The sequence below is a fragment of the Cupriavidus sp. FW216-B1 genome, from assembly GCF_058789195.1.
The window spans coordinates 13,189-30,864 of sequence record NZ_JBYTEL010000032.1 but is presented as its reverse complement, the minus strand read 5'-3'; the positions used below and the strand labels follow the sequence as shown (position 1 = coordinate 30,864).

Below are 17,676 nucleotides of genomic sequence, written 5' to 3'. Positions count from 1 at the left end.
CGGCGGGCAGCCCAGCGAATGGTCTGAAATTCATGGATTCATTCAAACCATTTGAAGTGACATTCCGCCGCGCCCGCCGCCGGACGAAAAAAAACCACCCCGCGGGGTGGTTTTTCGTGGCACCGGGCCGCGTCAGGAAGCCGAAACCGACTCGGCCAGGCTGATGGCGCGCCCGATGTAGCTGGCCGGGGTCATTTCCAGCAGCAACTGCTTGGCGTCGTCGGGAATCGCCAGGCCGCCGATGAAGGTCCGCAGCGCCTCGCGCGAGATGCCCTTGCCGCGCGTGAGCTCCTTGAGCTGTTCGTACGGATTGGGCACGCCGAAGCGGCGCATCACGGTCTGCACCGGCTCGGCCAGCACTTCCCAGCAGTTGTCGAGGTCTTCGTGCAGGCGCTCGGGGTTGGTTTCGAGCTTGCCCAGGCCGCGCAGGCAGGCCTCGTAGGCCAGCAGGCTGTAGCCCAGCGCCACGCCCATGTTGCGCAGCACGGTGGAGTCGGTCAGGTCGCGCTGCCAGCGCGACAGCGGCAGCTTCTCCGACAGGTGGCGCAGCACCGCGTTGCCCAGGCCCAGGTTGCCCTCCGAGTTCTCGAAGTCGATCGGGTTGACCTTGTGCGGCATGGTCGACGAGCCGATCTCGCCGGCCTTGGTCTTCTGCTTGAAGTAGCCCACCGAGATGTAGCCCCACACGTCGCGGTTCAGGTCGATCAGGATGGTGTTGGCGCGCGCGATGGCGTCGAACAGCTCGGCCATGTAGTCGTGCGGCTCGATCTGGATGGTGTACGGGTTGAAGGTCAGGCCCAGGCGCGACTCGATCACCTGCTTCGAGAACGCCTCCCAGTCGAACGACGGGTAGGCCGACAGGTGCGCGTTGTAGTTGCCCACCGCGCCGTTCATCTTGCCCAGCAGCTCCACGCGCTGGATGCGCTCGATGGCGCGGCCCAGGCGCGCCGCCACGTTGGCCATTTCCTTGCCCAGCGTGGTCGGGCTGGCCGGCTGGCCGTGCGTGCGCGACAGCATCGGCTGGCGCGCGTTGGCGCGCGCCAGCTCCACCAGGCGCGCGTGCACGCGCTGCAGCGCCGGCACCACCACCACGTCGCGCGCGCCCTTGAGCATCATGCCGTGCGAGGTGTTGTTGATGTCTTCCGAGGTGCAGGCGAAGTGGATGAACTCGCTGGCGGCTTCCAGCTCGGCGTTGCCCTTGACCTGCTCCTTGAGCCAGTACTCGACGGCCTTGACGTCATGGTTGGTGACGGCCTCGATTTCCTTGATGCGCGCGGCGTGCGCCTCGGTGAAGTTGTCCACCAGCGCCAGCAGCGCGGCCTCGGACGCCGGCGAGAACTTCGGCATGTCGGGCAGGCCGGCCTGCGACAGCGCGATCAGCCAGTGCACCTCCACCTTGACGCGGTTGCGCATGAAGGCGGCTTCCGAGAGCCACTCGCGCAGCGCGTCGGCCTTGGAGGCATAGCGGCCGTCGATGGGAGACAGGGCGGTGAGCGGAGAGAGCGAGGACGTGGACATGCTGGAAGACCGGAAGGAAGGGAAAGGACGGCGGCCTGCCGCGATCTGGCGTCGAGAGCGCCCGTCAACAGATCGAAAGAGACCAATCAGGCGCGCCAACCGACCGGCGGCGCGGTGGAAAGCGGGCATTTTACCATCGTGGCAGCCGTTCTGTGGCCGCCGCCGCGGGCATGGCGCGCCCGCGCGTATCGGCACCACGACACCGGCGCGGCGTTGGCGTGCCGCCGCCACGTGCCGGGCACGTGGCACGGGTATACTCCCGCTCGCCAATCCACTAGCCTGTTATGAAGTGCATCGGGCATGCCGGCCGGACGCCCCCGCGCGCGGCCCGTCGTGCCAGAGAGCGCCGATGCACTTCATAACAAGCTCGAGGGGAGTCCATGAAGCTGTATGCATCGCAGACCAGTCCTTACGCGCGCAAGGTGCGCGTGGTGATGGCGGAAAAGAAGATCGACTACCAGATGGTGGAAGTGGATGTGTGGTCGCCCGACACCACCATCAGCCAGTTCAACCCGCTCGGCAAGGTGCCGTGCCTGGTGATGGAAGACGGCGGCGCGATCTTCGACTCGCGCGTGATCGTCGAGTACGTCGACACGCTCACGCCGGTCAGCCGGCTGATCCCGCAGGGCGCCCGCGAGCGCGTGGAAGTGCGCTGCTGGGAAGCGCTCGCCGACGGCCTGCTCGACGCCGCGCTGCTGGCGCGCCTGGAGCACACCCAGCGCGAGCCCGCCCAGCGCAGCGAGCGCTGGGTCAAGCGCCAGCTCGGCAAGATCGACTCGGCGGTGACGGCCATCGCCGACGGCCTGGCCGACCGCCCGTGGTGCTGCGACAACCACTACTCGCTGGCCGACGTGGCGGTGGGCTGCGCGCTGTCGTACCTGGACTTCCGCTTCGCGGACATCCCCTGGCGCGAGCGCCACCCGCGCCTGGCGGCCTACCAGGACAAGCTGGCCAAGCGCCAGTCGTTCATCGACACCGAACCGCCGCGCGCCTAGGCGCGCGAGCCGCCGGGGCATGCACGGCGCCCCGGGCCGCGCGCCGCGCTACCGGATGATGCCGCCGCCCAGGCAGACATCGCCCTGGTACAGCACGGCCGACTGGCCCGGCGTCACCGCCCACTGCGGCTCGGCGAACGCCAGCCGCAGCGCGTCGCCGGCCAGCGCGGCCACCACGCAGGGCGCGTCGCTCTGCCGGTAGCGCGTCTTGGCCGACAGCGCCGTGCCCGCCGCCGGGCCCTCGCCCGCCACCCACGACAGGTCGGCGGCGTCGAGCACCGGCGTCAGCAGCCACGGATGGTCGTGGCCCTGCACCACGTACAGCGTATTGCTCGCCATGTCCTTGCGCGCCACGTACCAGGCGTCGCCGCTGCCTTCGCGGCTGCCGCCCAGGCCGATGCCCTTGCGCTGGCCCAGCGTGTAGAACGCCAGGCCGATGTGCTGGCCGACTTCCCTGCCGTCGGGCGTCTTCATCGGCCCCGGGCTGGTCGGCAGGTAGCGGTTGAGGAAATCGCGGAACGGCCGCTCGCCGATGAAGCAGATGCCGGTGGAATCCTTCTTCTTCGCGTTGGGCAGGCCGATCTCGGCGGCGATCTCGCGCACGCGCGTCTTGGGCATCTCGCCGAGCGGGAACAGCGTGCGCGACAGCTGCGCCTGGTTCAGCCGGTGCAGGAAGTAGCTCTGGTCCTTGGTGTGGTCGAACGCCTTGAGCAGCTCGAAGCGGCCGCTCTGCGCCTGCCGCACGCGCGCATAGTGGCCGGTGGCGATGGTGTCCGCGCCCAGCGACATGGCATGGTCGAGGAAGGCCTTGAACTTGATCTCGGCGTTGCACAGCACGTCGGGATTGGGGGTGCGGCCGGCCGAATACTCGCGCAGGAAATCGGCGAACACGCGGTCCTTGTACTCGGCGGCGAAGTTGACCGCCTCCACGTCCACGCCGATCAGGTCGGCCACCGAGACCACGTCGAGCCAGTCCTGCCGGGTCGAGCAGTATTCGCCGTCGTCGTCGTCCTCCCAGTTCTTCATGAACAGGCCGATCACCTCGTAGCCCTGCTGCTTGAGCAGCCACGCGGTCACGGAGGAATCCACCCCGCCCGACATGCCGACCACCACGCGCTTGCCGCTTGTGCCGCCGCTCATGCCAGGCTCCCGCCGCCCTGCACCGAGACATGGGTGTAGAGCGCGTCGAGCGCGAAGCGCTTGCCCGCCAGGTAGTCCTCGATGCACGCCAGCAGCAGCGGCGTGCGGTGGCGCTCCGGGCACGCGCGGATCTCGTCCGCGCTCATCCACACGGTGCGCACGATGCCCACGTCGAGCTGGCGCCCGGCGTCGAGCGCGCCCAGCTCGCCGGTGAAGGCGAAGCGCACGTAGGTGATGTCGCCGCCGGGCCGCGTGGCGCTGCCGGCCGACGCGGCGCGGGCCATGTAGCAGCCCAGCAGCGCGCGCGGCTCGAAGGTGTGCGCGGTCTCTTCCAGCGTTTCGCGGATGACCGCGTGCACCAGGCTCTCGCCGGGATCGAGGTGGCCGGCGGGCTGGTTCAGCCGCAGGCCGGCGGGCGTTTCTTCTTCCACCAGCAGGAAACGGCCGCCGCGTTCGATGACCGCGGCGACGGTGACGCTGGCTTTCCAGTCGTGTGACATGATGCACAAAATTTAGGCAATCCGGCATTCTACCGGTTGCCGCCCTTTCGTGCACCGGCGCCGGGCGCGTCCGGCGCGCCCGGCCGCGCTTCAGGCCGGCAGCAAAGTGCCTTCCAGGTCCCGCGCCGACGGCAGCAGGCCGATCACCTGCTCGAGCCGCGCGCACAGCGCCCGGCTGGCCGGCATCAGCGGCCGGCGCACCTCGGCGTCGGCCAGCCCGCACAGGGCCAGCGCCGCCTTGACCGGGCCCGGATTGGGCTCGGAGAACAGCAGCGCGATCAAGGGCGCCAGGTGCGCGAACAGCGCGCGCGCGGCCTCGTGCCGGCCCGCCTCGGCCAGCCGCGCCAGCCGCACGAACAGGTCGGGGCGGATGTGCGCGCTGGCCGGCACCACGCCGTCGCCGCCGGCCAGCAGGTGGCCGAGCATCGCCTCGTCCTCGCCGCAGAACACCGACAGCGCCTCGCAGCCGGCCAGCGCGCGCAGCCCGGCCGCGTCGCACTCCTTGACCGCCACGATGCGCGGATGGGCGGCCAGGCGCCGCACCAGCGCCGGCGACAGCGCGCAGCCGGTGCGGCGCGGCACGTTGTAGAGCATCAGCGGGCGCCAGGTGGCCTGCGCCACGCATTCGAAATGCCAGGCGATGCCGTCGTCGCCGGGGCGCAGGTAGTACGGCGGCGGCACCAGGTAGCCGGCCAGGTCGAAGCGGTCGAGCTGGCGCACCTGCGCGCACACCGCGCGGGTATCCACGCCGCCCACGCCGGCCATCACCGGCAGCGCGCCGTTGACCGCCTCCAGCACCGCGGCGGTAAACATCAGCCGCTCCGCCGGCGAGAGCAGGCCGCCCTCGCCCGTGGTGCCGAGGATGACGAGGCCGTCCATGCCGCTGGCCGCGTAGTGCGCGGCCAGGCGCTGGGCGCACGCCAGGTCCGGCTCGCCGCCCTTGAGCGGCGTCACCATCGGCAGCCACAGCCCGCTGCCGCCCGGCCGGCGCAGGCCGCTCGCCGGCGCCGCGGGCTCAGTGCGCGGCATGGTCTTGCCCCAGCGGCGTGGTCACGCCGAACTCCGCGGCCGGCAGCGCCGTCATGATGGCGTGCATGGCGGCGTCGCGGCCGCCGCGCTCGACTTCCACGTGCACCGTGGTCTCGCCGTGGCGGTGGTCCACCTCGACCACGTAGATGCGCGCCAGCTTGCCGATCGCGGCATGCAGCGACTGGCGCAGCGCGAAGACCTGGCTGGACGCCACCGCCAGGCGCAGGCGGATCCAGGCGCACGCCGTGTCGGCGGCGGGCCGCGTGGGCAACGCGGAAGGCGTGGCGCCGCGCGCCGCTTCGGCATGGGCGGCGTGGGCGGCACGGACTGTGCGGGCACTGGCGCCGGCACGGCGGCGCGGCACGGAAACGAAGGCCACGGCAAGACTCGACTGTCGCATGAGGACGGGATCCGCGCGCGGCGGATCGTCTGTGGTAGATGGAATCATGCTATGCAGGGCCGCCTCAAGTTGATGCAAGGATTGCCGCCGGCGCCATCAAGAAGGCATCAAAACGGCCGCGCTCAGAAGGTCTTGGTCAGCGACGCGAACGCGGTCGCGCGCCCGATGTAGCGGCCCGGCGCATTGGTGTAGACCGAGCGGCGCGCATTGGTGTCGATATACGCGACCGCCAGCGCGAAGCCCTTGCCCAGGTCCTTGGTCAGGCCCAGCTTCCAGTCCGTGTACGAGGCGTTGTCGACGTGCTTCACGCCCTGGTAGCCGACGTGCGCGTTGGCCGTCAGGCCCCAGAAATCCAGTGGCACGTTCGCGCTCAGGTCCACGTAGTAGCTGTAGCGGCTGTCGGCGAAGCCGAACAGGTTGGTCATCGACTGCGAGTACTTCAGGAACACCGGGCCGTAGCCGGCGCCAACATAGAGCTCCGTGGTGTTCGGGCTCGTGAAGCCGGCCGGGTAGTCGCCCGGGTAGTAGTACTGCAGCACGCCGGCGTCGTAGTTCCACTCCAGCCCGGCGATCGTCACCGTGTTCTTGAAGCCGGCGTAGAAATCCATCTCGATCGGCGCCGACACGTCCGGGTTGCTGTCGTCGAGCCAGCTGATGCTCGAGTTCCAGTTGCCGATGTAGAAGCCGCTCGAATGCGCGTAGTCGAACCCGCCCTGGATGGCCGGGCGGCGGTTGGTCTGCATCAGGCCGCGGTAGCGGTATTCGCTGGCCAGCGTCACGTTGGCCGAGAACGTATGCGGCGAGGCTTCTGCGGCGGCATCGGGAGCGGTGTCGGGCGCGGTGTCGGCATGGGCGCAGGACATGGCGAACAGGAGCGCGGCGCCGGACAGGAAAGCGGCGCAGGCGCGCGGAGCAGCGAAGCGAAAGACAGTCATTGGATGGCTTGCGGAAAACAGGGACATCGACGGGAAAGCGCCGTCGGCGCTGCCGCGCGGCACCGGCCGCACGGCGAGCGCCACAGTACGGGAGCGCATCTCAAATCGGTGTCAAGAAAGCGGCGGCGCGCCGAGCGGGCGCATAAAGACGCGGCCGCGGCCCTGTTGCGCAAAAGCCGAACGGCCAGTCACCATTGATCGTCAGTTTCCTGTAAGCTGCGGAAAAATTGTGCGCCGGGCCCGGCTCCGGCCGCGTGTGCGAATCGCGGTGCGAACATGCGGCACGAACCGCGGCGCAGACATGCGGCGCGAGCACGCGGCGCAGAAATACGAGGACCCGGCACAGGGTCCGGGACGTCCGCCCACAAAGCAGAGCAGCGGCATTGTCAGAATGAAGCGAAGCGGTTCTGGTCGGGCGCACCGCCTTGCCGCGCCGCATCGCCAGGATCATTTTGACAGCGCCTCGAAGACGCCATCAAAAGGAGAAATTGACGATGCACATCGGCATCCCGCAGGAGACGCGGGCAGGTGAGACCCGCGTCGCCGCCACCCCCGAGACGGTCAAGAAGTACGTCGCGCAGGGCCATCAGGTCATCGTGCAGTCGGGCGCCGGCGTGCGCGCCAGCCAGCCCGACGCGGCCTACGAGGCGGCCGGCGCCACCATCGGCACCGCCGCCCAGGCGCTGGGCGCGCAACTGGTGCTCAAGGTGCGCGCGCCGGACGATGCCGAGCTCGCGCTGATGACGCCGGGCGCCGCGCTGGTCGGCATGCTCAACCCGTTCGATGCCGACAACAACGCGCGCATGGCGCGCGCCACGCTCACCGCCTTCGCGCTCGAAGCCGCGCCGCGCACCACGCGCGCGCAGAGCATGGACGTGCTGTCCTCGCAGGCCAATATCGCCGGCTACAAGGCCGTGCTGGTCGCCGCCTATCACTACCAGCGCTTCATGCCGATGCTGATGACCGCCGCCGGCACCGTCAAGGCCGCGCGCGTGCTGATCCTCGGCGCGGGCGTGGCCGGGCTGCAGGCCATCGCCACCGCCAGGCGGCTCGGCGCCGTGATCGAGGCCTCCGACGTGCGGCCCGCGGTGAAGGAGCAGATCGAATCGCTGGGCGCCAAATTCCTCGACGTGCCGTTCGTCACCGACGAGGAGCGCGAGATCGCGCAGGGCGTGGGCGGCTACGCGCGGCCCATGCCGCCGGACTGGATGCGCCGCCAGGCCGAGCTGGTGCACGAGCGCGCCAGGCAGGCCGACATCGTCATCACCACCGCGCTGATCCCGGGCCGCCAGGCGCCGGTGCTGCTCAGGGAAGAGACCGTGCAGGCCATGAAGCCGGGCTCGGTGGTGGTCGACCTGGCCGCGGCGCAGGGCGGCAACTGCCCGCTCACGGTGGCCGACGAAGTGGTGGAGCGCCACGGCGTCACGCTGGTCGGCCACACCAACCTGGCCAGCATGGTGGCGGCCGACGCCTCGGCGCTCTACGCGCGCAACGTGCTCGACTTCCTCAAGCTCGTCATCGACAAGGACGGCCAGTTCGTGCTGAACCTGGAAGACGACATCGTGGCGGCCTGCCTGATGTGCAAGGACGGCCAGGTGATCCGCGGCGCCAGCTGAAGGCGCGCGCGGGCCCGCCGCGGCCCGCGCGCCTTAGAATGGCGCCAGGCGGTTGCGGCCGGGCGCCTTCGCGCCGCCGCGGCATCCGCCGGCACAGCCGGCGCACACGCGCGCCGGGACCTTTCCCAGCGGCCCGCCGGGCTTGCCCGCGGGCTCACACGGCAACAAACCAAGGACGTATCACCCATGCAACGCATCATGCTCCGCGCCAAGCTCCATCGTGTCACCGTGACACAGGCGGATCTCCACTACGAGGGCTCGTGCGGCATCGACGAGGACCTGCTCGACGCGGCCGACATGAAGGAGTTCGAGAAGATCGAGCTGTACAACGTCAACAACGGCGAGCGTTTCTCCACCTACATCATCAAGGGCGCGCGCGGCACCGGCGAGATCTCGCTCAACGGCGCGGCCGCGCGGCGCGCGCACCTGGGCGACCACCTGATCATCTGCACCTACGCGCCGATGAGCGACGAGGAAATCGCCACCTACAAGCCGAAGGTCATCCTGGTGGACGACCACAACGGCATCAAGGAAATCAAGAAGGTGTAGGCGGCACGCGGCGCCCGGCGAGCCAGCCGGGCGCCGCGCCGGGCCGCGCACGAGAACGCGGACAACCGCGCGCGCGGCATCGCAGGCAGGCAAGGCATTCAGGCAACGGAGGAGAAGACGATGGAAATGGTGAACCACACGGTGATCAACCTGATCATCTTCGTGCTGGCGATCTACGTGGGCTACCACGTGGTCTGGACGGTGACGCCGGCCCTGCACACCCCGCTGATGGCCGTGACCAACGCGATCTCGGCCATCATCATCGTCGGCGCCATGCTGGCCGCCGGCCTGACCGAGGGCCTGGTCGGCCGCACCATGGGCACGCTGGCGGTGGCGCTGGCCGCGGTCAACGTGTTCGGGGGCTTCCTGGTGACCCAGCGCATGCTGGAGATGTTCAAGAAGAAGGAACCCAGGGCGAAGAACGGCGCGAAGGACGGCGGCGCGGACAAGGAGCACGGCAAATGAGCATGAACCTCGTCACCCTGCTCTACCTGGTCGCCTCGGTGTGCTTCATCCAGGCGCTCAAGGGCCTGTCGCACCCGAGCAGCGCGCGCCGCGGCAATGCCTTCGGCATGGCCGGCATGCTGATCGCGGCGCTGACCACGCTGGCGCTCATCGTCAAGCTCAAGAACGAATTCCTCGCGCTCGGCGCGGGCCAGTCGCCGGTGGGCGAAGGGCTGGCGCTGATCCTCGGCGCGCTGGTGGTGGGCGGCGGCATCGGCGCCTACGTGGCCAGGAAGGTCGAGATGACCAAGATGCCCGAGCTGGTCGCGGCGATGCACTCGCTGATCGGCCTCGCGGCGGTGTTCATCGCGGTGGCGGCGGTGGCCGAGCCGGCCGCCTTCGGCATCACGCCGGCCGGCTCGCACGAGATCCCGCTGGGCAACCGCATCGAGCTGTTCATCGGCTGCTTCGTCGGCGCCATCACGTTCTCCGGCTCGGTGATCGCGTTCGGCAAGCTGGCCGGGCGCTACAAGTTCCGCCTGTTCCAGGGCGCGCCGGTGTCGTTCGCCGGCCAGCACTGGCTGAACCTGCTGCTGGCGGTGGCGATGATCGGCTTCGGCGTGATCTTCTTCCTGTCGCAGAGCTGGCTGCCGTTCCTGGTGATGCTGGCGCTCGCCTTCGTGCTGGGCGTGCTCATCATCATCCCGATCGGCGGCGCCGACATGCCGGTGGTGGTGTCGATGCTGAACTCGTACTCGGGCTGGGCGGCGGCGGGCATCGGCTTCTCGCTGAACAACCCGATGCTGATCATCGCCGGCTCGCTGGTGGGCTCGAGCGGCGCGATCCTCTCGTACATCATGTGCCGCGCCATGAACCGCTCGTTCTTCAACGTGCTGCTGGGCGGCTTCGGCGGCGCGGCCGCGAGCAGCGCGGCGGGCGCGCAGCAGCAGCGCAACGTCAAGTCCGGCTCGGCCGACGACGCGGCCTTCCTGATGGGCAATGCCGAGACCGTGATCATCGTGCCCGGCTACGGCCTGGCGGTGGCGCGCGCGCAGCACGCGCTCAAGGAACTGACCGAGAAGCTGACCGAGAAGGGCGTGACGGTGAAATACGCCATCCACCCGGTGGCCGGCCGCATGCCGGGCCACATGAACGTGCTGCTGGCCGAGGCCGAGGTGCCCTACGATCAGGTCTTCGAGATGGAGGACATCAACAGCGAGTTCGGCCAGGCCGACGTGGTGCTGGTGCTGGGCGCCAACGACGTGGTCAACCCGGCCGCCAAGACCGACCCCGGCTCGCCGATCGCCGGCATGCCGATCCTGGAGGCCTACAAGGCCAAGACCATCATCGTGAACAAGCGCTCGATGGCGGCCGGTTATGCCGGGCTGGACAACGAGCTGTTCTACATGGACAAGACCATGATGGTGTTCGGCGACGCCAAGAAGGTGGTCGAGGACATGGGCAAGGCCATCGACTAGGCGCGCCGCGGGGCGGCCGGCGCGGGGCGCGCCCGTATTCCCGTGTCCGCCGCCATTGCCGGGCCCCGCTCCGGGGCCTGGCCACCCCCTACTTCGACCCCGCCGCGCGCCGGTTGCGCGGGGGCGCGGGCGCGCTATACTGGTTCCGGTCTTCGGCCACGGTGTGCCCGCGGACCGGTCCGACCCGTGCCGCGTGCGGCCGGCGCGGCGGACCCGCCCCGACTCCGATCCGCCGCCAGCGCTCTGCCGCATCGGTCCCGGCCACGCCGATCCACCCGTCCGAGGTGTCCGAGAGACGCCCAAGCCGAACGCAACATGACATTCAACCCCCAGGACAGGAATCTGTCGGTCTTCCATCACCCGATCCTGACGGTGCTCGTCGACGACAGCAAATCATTCATCGACAGCCTGGCGTTCCAGATGGACCCGGCGCGCCCGGTGGTGACGTTCACCGACCCGCGCGAGGCGCTGCAATGGGTGCGCGACACCTACACGCGCTTCACCGGCTTCCTGCCGGTGCGCGTGACGCACGACGACCTGACCTTCCTGACCGAGCGGCGCACGGTGCAGCTCGACATCGACCGCATCTACCGGCAGATCCACGACATCAACCGCTATGTGCAGCCGGGCGTGATCGTGGTGGACTATTCGATGCCGCAGATGAACGGGCTGGAATTCTGCCAGGCGCTGCAGGACCTGCCGTGCAAGACCATCCTGCTGACCGGCACCGCCGACGAGGGCATCGCCGTGCAGGGCTTCAACCACGGCCTGATCGACCGCTACGTCAAGAAGCACGACAGCAACATGGTGGAGCGGCTGGACCAGGAGATCGACGCGCTCCAGCAGCAGTACTTCACCACGCTGTCGCGCACGCTGCGCGAGCTGCTCACGCGCCACTCATTTTCCTTCCTGTCGGACCCGGTGATCTGCGACCGGGTGCGCCAGATCACCGCGCGCTACGGCTTCGTCGAGTATTACCTGTTCCCCAACCCGGCCGGCATCCTGATGCTGACCGCGCAGGGCCACGCCACGCTGATGGTGATCGAGACGCGCGCCGGGCTGATGAGCCAGGTGGAGTCCGCCGAGGCCTACGATGCGCCGGCGGCGCTGATCGAGGGCCTGCGCGAGGGCCGCATCGTGCCCTTCTTCTGGCCCGGCAACGGCATGTACACGCCGGCCTGCGTCGACTGGGAGCAATACTGCCTGCCCGCCGAGCACTGCGCGGGCCGCGAGGATTATTTCTACGCGCTGTTCGACCTGCCGCGCCACCTGCTGCAGGAGCCCATCGTCAGCTTCCACGACTTCCTGCAGGACTTCGGCCGCCAGCCCGAGCGCATCACCGGCCGCCGCTAGCCGGCCGGCGGCGCGCGGCCAAGAGCCGGCCCGCCTGCCCTTTCCTTCCGCGCTTGCTTCCCGCCCGGCGTCAGGCCGGCGCCGCGTCGCCGTTGCCGGCATTGCCGGCATTGCCGGCGCTACCGCCATTGCCGCGATTGCCGCCGCGCACCATGTCGAAACGGAACAGCCGGCACTCGATGTTGCCGTTGTAGAGCGGCGTGCGGCGCGACTCCTTGAGGCGCAGCCGGCGCGGCAGGCCGAGGTCGCCGGTGAAGATCCAGACCTGCCAGCCGGCGAAGTTCTGCTTCAGCGTGGTGGCGAAGGCGCTGGCGAACTGGTTGGCGGCCTCGTCCTCGACGCCATCGTCGGGCGCCTCGTCGAGCGGGCGGCGGCGCTCGCCGCGCACCGCGATGCGCTCGCCGTAGGGCGGGTTCATCAGCAGCATGCCGGGCGCGGCGAACGGCGGCTGCGCGAAGCGCGCGTCCACCTGCTTCAGGCGCGGCTCGCCGGGCAGGCCGGCGCGCTGCCAGTTGGCCTCGGTCATCGACAGCAGGTCGGTGGAAATGTCGCTGCCGGCGATTTCCAGCGGATCGGCCGCGGCGCGCTTGCGCGCGGCGTCGGCGTCGGCCTGCGCGGCGGCCTTGAGTGCCTGCCAGCCGCGCGTGTCGGCGCCCTTGAGCCATTCGAAGGCGAAGCTGCGGCCCGCGCCCGGCGCCAGGCCCAGCGCCACCTGGGTGGCTTCCACCAGGAAGGTGCCGCTGCCGCACATCGGGTCGTAGAACGGCTGCTCGGTCTGGCCCGGCACCCAGCCGGCCAGGCGCAGGATGCCGGCGGCCAGGTTTTCCTTGAGCGGCGCCTCGCCCTTCTCCATGCGCCAGCCGCGCTTGAACAGCGGCTCGCCCGAGGTGTCGAGGTAGAGCGTGACGTCATGCTCGGTCAGGTGCGCATAAATGCGCACGTCGGGACTGACGGTGTCCACGCTGGGCCGCGCGCCGAGGCGCTCGCGCATGGCGTCGCAGACGCCGTCCTTCACGCGCAGGCCGATGAAATTCAGGCTCTGCAGCGGCGAGCGGTGTGCCGTCACGTCCACCCGCAGCGTTTCGTCCGGCGAGAACCACTGTTCCCAGCGCTGGCCGCGCGCGAGGTCGTAGATGTCGTCCTCGCGGCGGTAGCCGCGCGCGGCCACGCGCATCAGCACGCGGCTGGCGATGCGCGAATGCAGGTTGACCGCGTAGGCCGCCACCATCTCGCCCGAGAACGTGACGCCGCCCGGCATCTCGCGATGGACCTGGAACGGCGCGAGCGTGGCCATGCCGGGCCGGGCCGCGATTTCACGCAGCTCTTCGGCGAGCGCGCTTTCGAGGCCGCGCGGGCAAGGGGCAAAGAAGGCTTGGGACATGGCTTGGGGTTTCCTGCAAACAAAAACGTCCGCCGCGGCGGACGGGGTCGGATAGCGCGCAGTGTACCGCGCCGCGGGGCGTCAGCCGGCCGCGAAGGCGCGCTCGAGGAAGTCCAGCCGGTCCTGGCCCCAGTAAGGCTGGCCCTCGTAGACGAACCACGGCGCGCCGAAGGCGCCGGCGGAGATCGCGTCCTGGGTGTGGCGGGCGTAGTCCGCCTGCACCGCCTGGGCCTCGCTGGCCTTGAGCATGGCGGCGCCGTCCAGGCCGATGCCGTCGGCGAGCTGGACCAGCGTGGCGGCGTCGGCGATGTTGCGCTGCTCGGCCCACAGCGCGCGGCCGATCACGCCGACCAGCTCCATCGCGCGGGCGGTGCCCTGGGCCAGCTGCACGGCGATGATCAGCCGGGCGGCGGGGTCGCCGGAGACCGGGAAGTAGGTCGGGTGCGGATTGAGCGGCACGCCCAGGAACTCGCTCCAGCGCGCCAGCTCCACCAGCCGGTAGGCCTGGCGCTGCGGCGGGCGCTGCGCCAGCGGCAGGCCGCCGGACACCGAGAACACCTTGCCCAGGTCGCAGGGCTTGAGGTTGACCTGCACGCCGTGCTTCGCCGCCAGCGCGGCAAAGCGTGCATGCCCTAGGTAGACGAAAGGCGATTGCGGGGAAAGATAGTAGTCGACCTGCTTGCTCATCATGTCCTCTGGACGGGGGTGGCGCGAGACAACGGCGCTTGGGACGGTGGGGAAACGGGAAAACGGAACCAGCCGGAAACGATACGGGAAAACGCCGCGGCGCGCTGGCGCCGCCACGCGGCCGCCGCGGGCCTCAGAACGGCTTGACCACCACCAGGATCACCACCGCCAGCAGCACCAGCACCGGCAACTCGTTGAACCAGCGGTAGAAGGTGTGCGAGCGCGCGTTGCGCCCGCCCTCGAACTTCCTGAGCAGCACGCCGCAGCCGTGGTGATAGCCGATCAGCACCAGCACCAGCGCCAGCTTGGCGTGCATCCAGCCCTGCCCCGGGCCGCGCCCGATGCCGTAGCCGAGATAGAGCCACAGGCCGAACGCCAGCGCCGGCACCGCCAGCATGGTCATGAAGCGGTACAGCTTGCGCGCCATCAGCAGCAGCCGCCGCACCCCGGCCGGATCGGTCTCGAGCGCGAGGTTGACGAAGATGCGCGGCAGGTAGAACAGGCCGGCGAACCAGGAAACGACGAAGACGATGTGCAGCGCTTTGACCCAGAGCATCTGGCTTCTTTTGTGGTGGTGGACTGGTGGACTGGTTGGCCTGCGGCAAACGCGGTGGCGGCGCCCCGCCCCGCCCCGGCTCAGGTGCGGATCTCGCCGTGCCCGAACACCACGTACTTGAGCGAGGTCAGGCCTTCCAGCCCGACCGGGCCGCGCGCGTGGAGCTTGTCGTTGGAGATGCCGATCTCGGCGCCCAGGCCGTACTCGAAGCCGTCGGCGAAGCGCGTCGAGGCATTGATCATCACGCTGGCCGAATCCACCTCGCGCAGGAAGCGCATGCCGGCGGTGTAGTTCTCGGTGATGATGGAATCGGTGTGCGCCGAGCCGTAGGTATTGATGTGCGCGATGGCTTCGTCGAGCCCGGCCACGGTGCGGATCGCCAGCACCGGCGCCAGGTATTCCAGGCGCCAGTCCTGTTCGGTGGCGTCGACCAGGCCGGTGAAGCCGGCGGCTTCCAGCGTGGCGCGGGTGGCGGCGCACACGCGCAGCTCCACGCCCTTTTCCTGGTAGATGCGGCACAGCGGCGGCAGCGCCGCGGCGGCGACGCCGGCGGCGACCAGCAGCGTCTCCATCGTGTTGCACGGCGCGTAGCGCTGGGTCTTGGCGTTGTCGCAGACGCGCACGGCCTTGTCGAGATCGGCGCCGTCGTCGATGTAGACGTGGCAGATGCCGTCGAGGTGCTTGATCATCGGCACGCGCGCTTCTTCCATCAGGCGCGCGATCAGGCTCTTGCCGCCGCGCGGCACGATCACGTCGACGTATTCGGTCATGGTGACGAGCCGGCCGACGGCGGCGCGGTCGGTGGTCTCGATCACCTGCACGGCCTGCTGCGGCAGGCCGGCCGCGGCCAGGCCCTCGGCCACCAGCGCGGCCAGCGCGGTGTTGGACTCGATCGCCTCGGAGCCGCCGCGCAGGATGGTGGCGTTGCCGGACTTCAAGCACAGTGCCGCCGCGTCGATGGTCACGTTGGGGCGCGACTCGTAGATGATGCCGATCACGCCCAGCGGCACGCGCATCTGGCCGACCTGGATGCCGGTCGGGCGGTATTTCATGTTGCTGATCTCGCCGATCGGGTCGGCCAGCGCGGCGATCTGCTCGAGGCCGGCGGCCATCACGTCGATGGCCTTGTCCGACAGCGTCAGGCGGTCGATGAAGGCGGCGTCCTGGCCGTTGGCGCGGGCGCGCTCGACGTCGCGCGCGTTGACCGCCTTGAGGCGCGCGGCGTCGCGGCGGATCGCCGCGGCGATGGTCAGCAGCGCGCGGTTCTTGTCGGCGGTGGAGGCGCGCGCCATCGCGCGCGAGGCGGCGCGGGCCTGCTGGCCGACGCGTTCCATGTATTGCTTGAGATCGAGCTCGTTCATAGTCCTGGCCGGCAAAGCGCGGCCCTCAATGCGTGTATCTTGCCGGCGTGGCGTGAAAGGATCGTGGCAGGCCCGCGGCGGGCCGGGTCTACCTGGCCGGGTCTACCTGGCCGAATCTACCTAGCAACAAGCAGCGCCAGTTGCAGCAGGCCGTCCCACGGCTCGGCCGGCATGCCCTCGGCGCGCAGGCCCTTGACCTGCCGGTCCAGCTTCGCGGCCATCGCCAGCGCGGCTTCGAGCTGCGCCAGCGAGAGGCGCTGCGCGGCCTGCGGCACCAGCTTCTCGCGCGGCCCCCAGATGCGCAGCTCGCGCGTCAGGACGCCGGCCGGCTTGCCGGCGGCCAGCCCTTGCCGGACCTTGGATAATACGCGAATTTCCTCGGTCAGCGCCCACAGCACCAGCACCGTGGCCTGGCCTTCGCCGCGCAGCCCTTCGAGCATGCGCACCAGCCGCGGCACGTCGCCGCCGAGCATGGCTTCGGAGAGCTTGAAGACGTCGTAGCGGGCCACGTTGAGCACGGCGTCGTGCACCTGCTCGAAGGTCAGCACGCCGGCCGGGTAGAGCAGGCCGAGCTTCTGGATTTCCTGGTGGGCGGCGAGCAGGTTGCCCTCGACCTTGTCGGCGACGAACTGCAGCGCGCGCCGGCCCGGCTCGCCGGGCTCCACGCGCTGCTGCTGCAGCGCGAGGCGCTCGCCCACCCAGGCCGGCAGGCGGGTGCGGTCGACCGCGTCGATCTTGAGCGAGACGCCGGCGCCTTCGAGCGCCTGGAACCACGCCGACTTGGCCGTGGCGAAATCCAGGCGCGGCAACGTGACCAGCATCAGCACGTCGGGCGAGGGCTGGGCCGCCACCGCGCGCAGCGCCTCGCCGCCGTCCTTGCCGGGCTTGCCGGAGGGAATGCGCAGCTCGACGATCTTGCGGTCGCCGAACAGCGACATGGACTGCTGCGCCTGGACCACCTGGCCCCAGTTGAAGCCGCGCTCGGCGGAGAGCACCTCGCGCTCGCTGAAGCCGGCCTCGCGCGCGGCCTGGCGCAGCCGGTCGACCGCCTCCAGCACCAGCAGGTGCTCGTCGCCGTGCACCACGTAGAGCGGGGCCAGCCCGCGTGCCTTGGCCTGGCGCAGGTGGGCGTCGAGTCCGTCGAGCTTGAGCTGCATGCCGGCGCGGCTCAGATCGCCTTGACCGAGGCCAGCCGGCGGATCAGCTGCTGCACGATGTCGCGCTGCATGTCGCGGTAGAGCTGCTGCTCTTCGTAGTCCTTGGCCAGCGTGTTGGCTTCGTTGTAGGTCAGGTCGCGCGTGAGCACCAGCTGCGACGGCGCGATCAGTTCCTGGCCGCCGGCATCGCGCAGGCGGAAGGTGAAGCGCTGGGTCAGCCGATATTCGCGCACCACGCCGGTGGTGGTCAGCGACAGGATGGTCTTGGTCCGCGTGTCCTGCAGCACGTCGAGCAGCGCGTCGGCCTCCTTGGGGTCGGCCACGATCACGGTATCCGAGCCGTTGCGGATGGCGCGGCGCAGGTCCGAGCCCATCAGCGAGTTGGCGGGGATGCTCAGGTACAGCTTCTTGAACGCGAAGTCCGCGTTGCCGCGCATGTGAAAGCCGCAGCCGGCCACCAGGCCGGCCGCCAGCAGCGCCGCCAGGACCATGCGCCGGCCCCGCGCGGGGCGGTCCTGCGCTGGTCGGTCCGCGTGTCGGTCGGTCTGTCGATCCATACCGGGCAACTCCCTCCTTG

General features: G+C 69.9%; 18 protein-coding genes. 6 read left to right on the top strand and 12 right to left on the bottom strand.

Annotated features, from left to right (window positions below; genetic code table 11):
• Nucleotides 1-132: 132 nt before the first annotated feature.
• Entirely contained in the window at nt 133-1,518 is a 1,386-nt protein-coding gene (gene purB, locus AC3WXD_RS33105) for an adenylosuccinate lyase (RefSeq protein WP_020204132.1), read from the bottom strand.
• Nucleotides 1,519-1,898: 380 nt separating this feature from the next.
• On the opposite strand from purB, the gene AC3WXD_RS33100 reads away from it, so the two are divergent.
• The gene (locus tag AC3WXD_RS33100) at nt 1,899-2,513 is read left to right on the top strand and encodes a glutathione S-transferase family protein (protein ID WP_492325521.1); all 615 of its coding nucleotides are present in this window, start codon (nt 1,899-1,901) and stop codon (nt 2,511-2,513) included.
• Between the two features lie 48 nt (nt 2,514-2,561).
• Here AC3WXD_RS33100 and mnmA read toward each other — a convergent pair whose 3' ends face one another.
• The 5 genes from mnmA to AC3WXD_RS33075 all read right to left on the bottom strand — a co-directional run bounded on the left by mnmA (nt 2,562) and on the right by AC3WXD_RS33075 (nt 6,517).
• Nucleotides 2,562-3,653, bottom strand: coding sequence for a tRNA 2-thiouridine(34) synthase MnmA (gene mnmA / locus AC3WXD_RS33095; RefSeq protein WP_059413519.1), 1,092 nt, complete (start codon nt 3,651-3,653; stop codon nt 2,562-2,564).
• Complete coding sequence (locus tag AC3WXD_RS33090; RefSeq protein ID WP_052165935.1) at nt 3,650-4,153, bottom strand: NUDIX hydrolase; 504 nt, start codon at nt 4,151-4,153, stop codon at nt 3,650-3,652. Before AC3WXD_RS33090 ends, mnmA begins: the two co-directional genes overlap by 4 nt.
• 90 nt (nt 4,154-4,243) lie before the next feature.
• Nucleotides 4,244-5,182: a 4-hydroxy-tetrahydrodipicolinate synthase family protein gene (locus AC3WXD_RS33085; protein WP_454732203.1), complete on the bottom strand. Its 939-nt coding sequence runs from the start codon at nt 5,180-5,182 to the stop codon at nt 4,244-4,246.
• Complete coding sequence (locus AC3WXD_RS33080; RefSeq protein ID WP_492325520.1) at nt 5,169-5,582, bottom strand: hypothetical protein; 414 nt, start codon at nt 5,580-5,582, stop codon at nt 5,169-5,171. The genes AC3WXD_RS33085 and AC3WXD_RS33080 overlap by 14 nt, the downstream gene beginning before the upstream one ends.
• Before the next feature lie 122 nt (nt 5,583-5,704).
• The gene (locus AC3WXD_RS33075) at nt 5,705-6,517 is read right to left on the bottom strand and encodes a TorF family putative porin (RefSeq protein ID WP_492325529.1); all 813 of its coding nucleotides are present in this window, start codon (nt 6,515-6,517) and stop codon (nt 5,705-5,707) included.
• Nucleotides 6,518-7,011: 494 nt separating this feature from the next.
• On the opposite strand from AC3WXD_RS33075, the gene AC3WXD_RS33070 reads away from it, so the two are divergent.
• From AC3WXD_RS33070 to AC3WXD_RS33050, 5 genes are all read left to right on the top strand, one after another.
• The gene (locus AC3WXD_RS33070; RefSeq protein WP_492325519.1) at nt 7,012-8,133 is read left to right on the top strand and encodes a Re/Si-specific NAD(P)(+) transhydrogenase subunit alpha; all 1,122 of its coding nucleotides are present in this window, start codon (nt 7,012-7,014) and stop codon (nt 8,131-8,133) included.
• A 186-nt stretch (nt 8,134-8,319) separates the two neighbouring features.
• The gene (panD, locus tag AC3WXD_RS33065) at nt 8,320-8,682 is read left to right on the top strand and encodes an aspartate 1-decarboxylase (protein ID WP_020206667.1); all 363 of its coding nucleotides are present in this window, start codon (nt 8,320-8,322) and stop codon (nt 8,680-8,682) included.
• Nucleotides 8,683-8,802: 120 nt separating this feature from the next.
• Nucleotides 8,803-9,147, top strand: a complete 345-nt coding sequence (locus tag AC3WXD_RS33060; protein WP_020206666.1) for an NAD(P) transhydrogenase subunit alpha part 2 — start codon at nt 8,803-8,805, stop codon at nt 9,145-9,147.
• Nucleotides 9,144-10,604, top strand: a complete 1,461-nt coding sequence (locus AC3WXD_RS33055) for an NAD(P)(+) transhydrogenase (Re/Si-specific) subunit beta (protein WP_020206665.1) — start codon at nt 9,144-9,146, stop codon at nt 10,602-10,604. The genes AC3WXD_RS33060 and AC3WXD_RS33055 overlap by 4 nt, the downstream gene beginning before the upstream one ends.
• Before the next feature lie 315 nt (nt 10,605-10,919).
• On the top strand, nt 10,920-11,957 hold the full coding sequence (locus AC3WXD_RS33050) for a response regulator (protein WP_020206664.1): 1,038 nt from the start codon (nt 10,920-10,922) through the stop codon (nt 11,955-11,957).
• Between the two features lie 70 nt (nt 11,958-12,027).
• Here the strand turns inward: AC3WXD_RS33050 and AC3WXD_RS33045 are convergent, their stop codons facing one another.
• The 6 genes from AC3WXD_RS33045 to AC3WXD_RS33020 all read right to left on the bottom strand — a co-directional run bounded on the left by AC3WXD_RS33045 (nt 12,028) and on the right by AC3WXD_RS33020 (nt 17,656).
• Complete coding sequence (locus tag AC3WXD_RS33045; protein ID WP_020206663.1) at nt 12,028-13,338, bottom strand: THUMP domain-containing class I SAM-dependent RNA methyltransferase; 1,311 nt, start codon at nt 13,336-13,338, stop codon at nt 12,028-12,030.
• Between the two features lie 81 nt (nt 13,339-13,419).
• Complete coding sequence (locus AC3WXD_RS33040) at nt 13,420-14,025, bottom strand: 2-hydroxychromene-2-carboxylate isomerase (protein ID WP_454732493.1); 606 nt, start codon at nt 14,023-14,025, stop codon at nt 13,420-13,422.
• A gap of 133 nt (nt 14,026-14,158) precedes the next feature.
• Nucleotides 14,159-14,581, bottom strand: coding sequence for a CopD family protein (locus AC3WXD_RS33035; protein ID WP_020206661.1), 423 nt, complete (start codon nt 14,579-14,581; stop codon nt 14,159-14,161).
• 80 nt (nt 14,582-14,661) lie between these two features.
• Nucleotides 14,662-15,942 (bottom strand): glutamate-5-semialdehyde dehydrogenase, encoded by a 1,281-nt coding sequence (locus tag AC3WXD_RS33030; RefSeq protein WP_020206660.1) that lies wholly within the window; start codon nt 15,940-15,942, stop codon nt 14,662-14,664.
• Between the two features lie 116 nt (nt 15,943-16,058).
• Nucleotides 16,059-17,099, bottom strand: a complete 1,041-nt coding sequence (gene holA, locus AC3WXD_RS33025; RefSeq protein ID WP_020206659.1) for a DNA polymerase III subunit delta — start codon at nt 17,097-17,099, stop codon at nt 16,059-16,061.
• Nucleotides 17,100-17,110: 11 nt separating this feature from the next.
• A complete protein-coding gene (locus tag AC3WXD_RS33020; RefSeq protein ID WP_052166044.1) occupies nt 17,111-17,656 on the bottom strand; it encodes an LPS-assembly lipoprotein LptE in 546 nt (181 codons plus the stop codon).
• Between the last annotated feature and the right edge of the window lie 20 nt (nt 17,657-17,676).

Bases quoted from the DNA above. Each gene is read 5' to 3' on its own strand.
- AC3WXD_RS33075 (WP_492325529.1), bottom strand. From the start codon at position 6,517: ATGACTGTCTTTCGCTTCGCTGCTCCGCGCGCCTGCGCCGCTTTCCTG.
- purB (WP_020204132.1), bottom strand. From the start codon at position 1,518: ATGTCCACGTCCTCGCTCTCTCCGCTCACCGCCCTGTCTCCCATCGAC.
- mnmA (WP_059413519.1), bottom strand. From the start codon at position 3,653: ATGAGCGGCGGCACAAGCGGCAAGCGCGTGGTGGTCGGCATGTCGGGC.
- AC3WXD_RS33050 (WP_020206664.1), top strand. From the start codon at position 10,920: ATGACATTCAACCCCCAGGACAGGAATCTGTCGGTCTTCCATCACCCG.
- AC3WXD_RS33045 (WP_020206663.1), bottom strand. From the start codon at position 13,338: ATGTCCCAAGCCTTCTTTGCCCCTTGCCCGCGCGGCCTCGAAAGCGCG.
- AC3WXD_RS33070 (WP_492325519.1), top strand. From the start codon at position 7,012: ATGCACATCGGCATCCCGCAGGAGACGCGGGCAGGTGAGACCCGCGTC.
- AC3WXD_RS33040 (WP_454732493.1), bottom strand. From the start codon at position 14,025: ATGAGCAAGCAGGTCGACTACTATCTTTCCCCGCAATCGCCTTTCGTC.
- AC3WXD_RS33055 (WP_020206665.1), top strand. From the start codon at position 9,144: ATGAGCATGAACCTCGTCACCCTGCTCTACCTGGTCGCCTCGGTGTGC.
- AC3WXD_RS33030 (WP_020206660.1), bottom strand. From the start codon at position 15,942: ATGAACGAGCTCGATCTCAAGCAATACATGGAACGCGTCGGCCAGCAG.
- AC3WXD_RS33090 (WP_052165935.1), bottom strand. From the start codon at position 4,153: ATGTCACACGACTGGAAAGCCAGCGTCACCGTCGCCGCGGTCATCGAA.
- AC3WXD_RS33080 (WP_492325520.1), bottom strand. From the start codon at position 5,582: ATGCGACAGTCGAGTCTTGCCGTGGCCTTCGTTTCCGTGCCGCGCCGC.
- AC3WXD_RS33100 (WP_492325521.1), top strand. From the start codon at position 1,899: ATGAAGCTGTATGCATCGCAGACCAGTCCTTACGCGCGCAAGGTGCGC.
- AC3WXD_RS33035 (WP_020206661.1), bottom strand. From the start codon at position 14,581: ATGCTCTGGGTCAAAGCGCTGCACATCGTCTTCGTCGTTTCCTGGTTC.
- holA (WP_020206659.1), bottom strand. From the start codon at position 17,099: ATGCAGCTCAAGCTCGACGGACTCGACGCCCACCTGCGCCAGGCCAAG.
- AC3WXD_RS33085 (WP_454732203.1), bottom strand. From the start codon at position 5,182: ATGCCGCGCACTGAGCCCGCGGCGCCGGCGAGCGGCCTGCGCCGGCCG.
- panD (WP_020206667.1), top strand. From the start codon at position 8,320: ATGCAACGCATCATGCTCCGCGCCAAGCTCCATCGTGTCACCGTGACA.
- AC3WXD_RS33020 (WP_052166044.1), bottom strand. From the start codon at position 17,656: ATGGATCGACAGACCGACCGACACGCGGACCGACCAGCGCAGGACCGC.
- AC3WXD_RS33060 (WP_020206666.1), top strand. From the start codon at position 8,803: ATGGAAATGGTGAACCACACGGTGATCAACCTGATCATCTTCGTGCTG.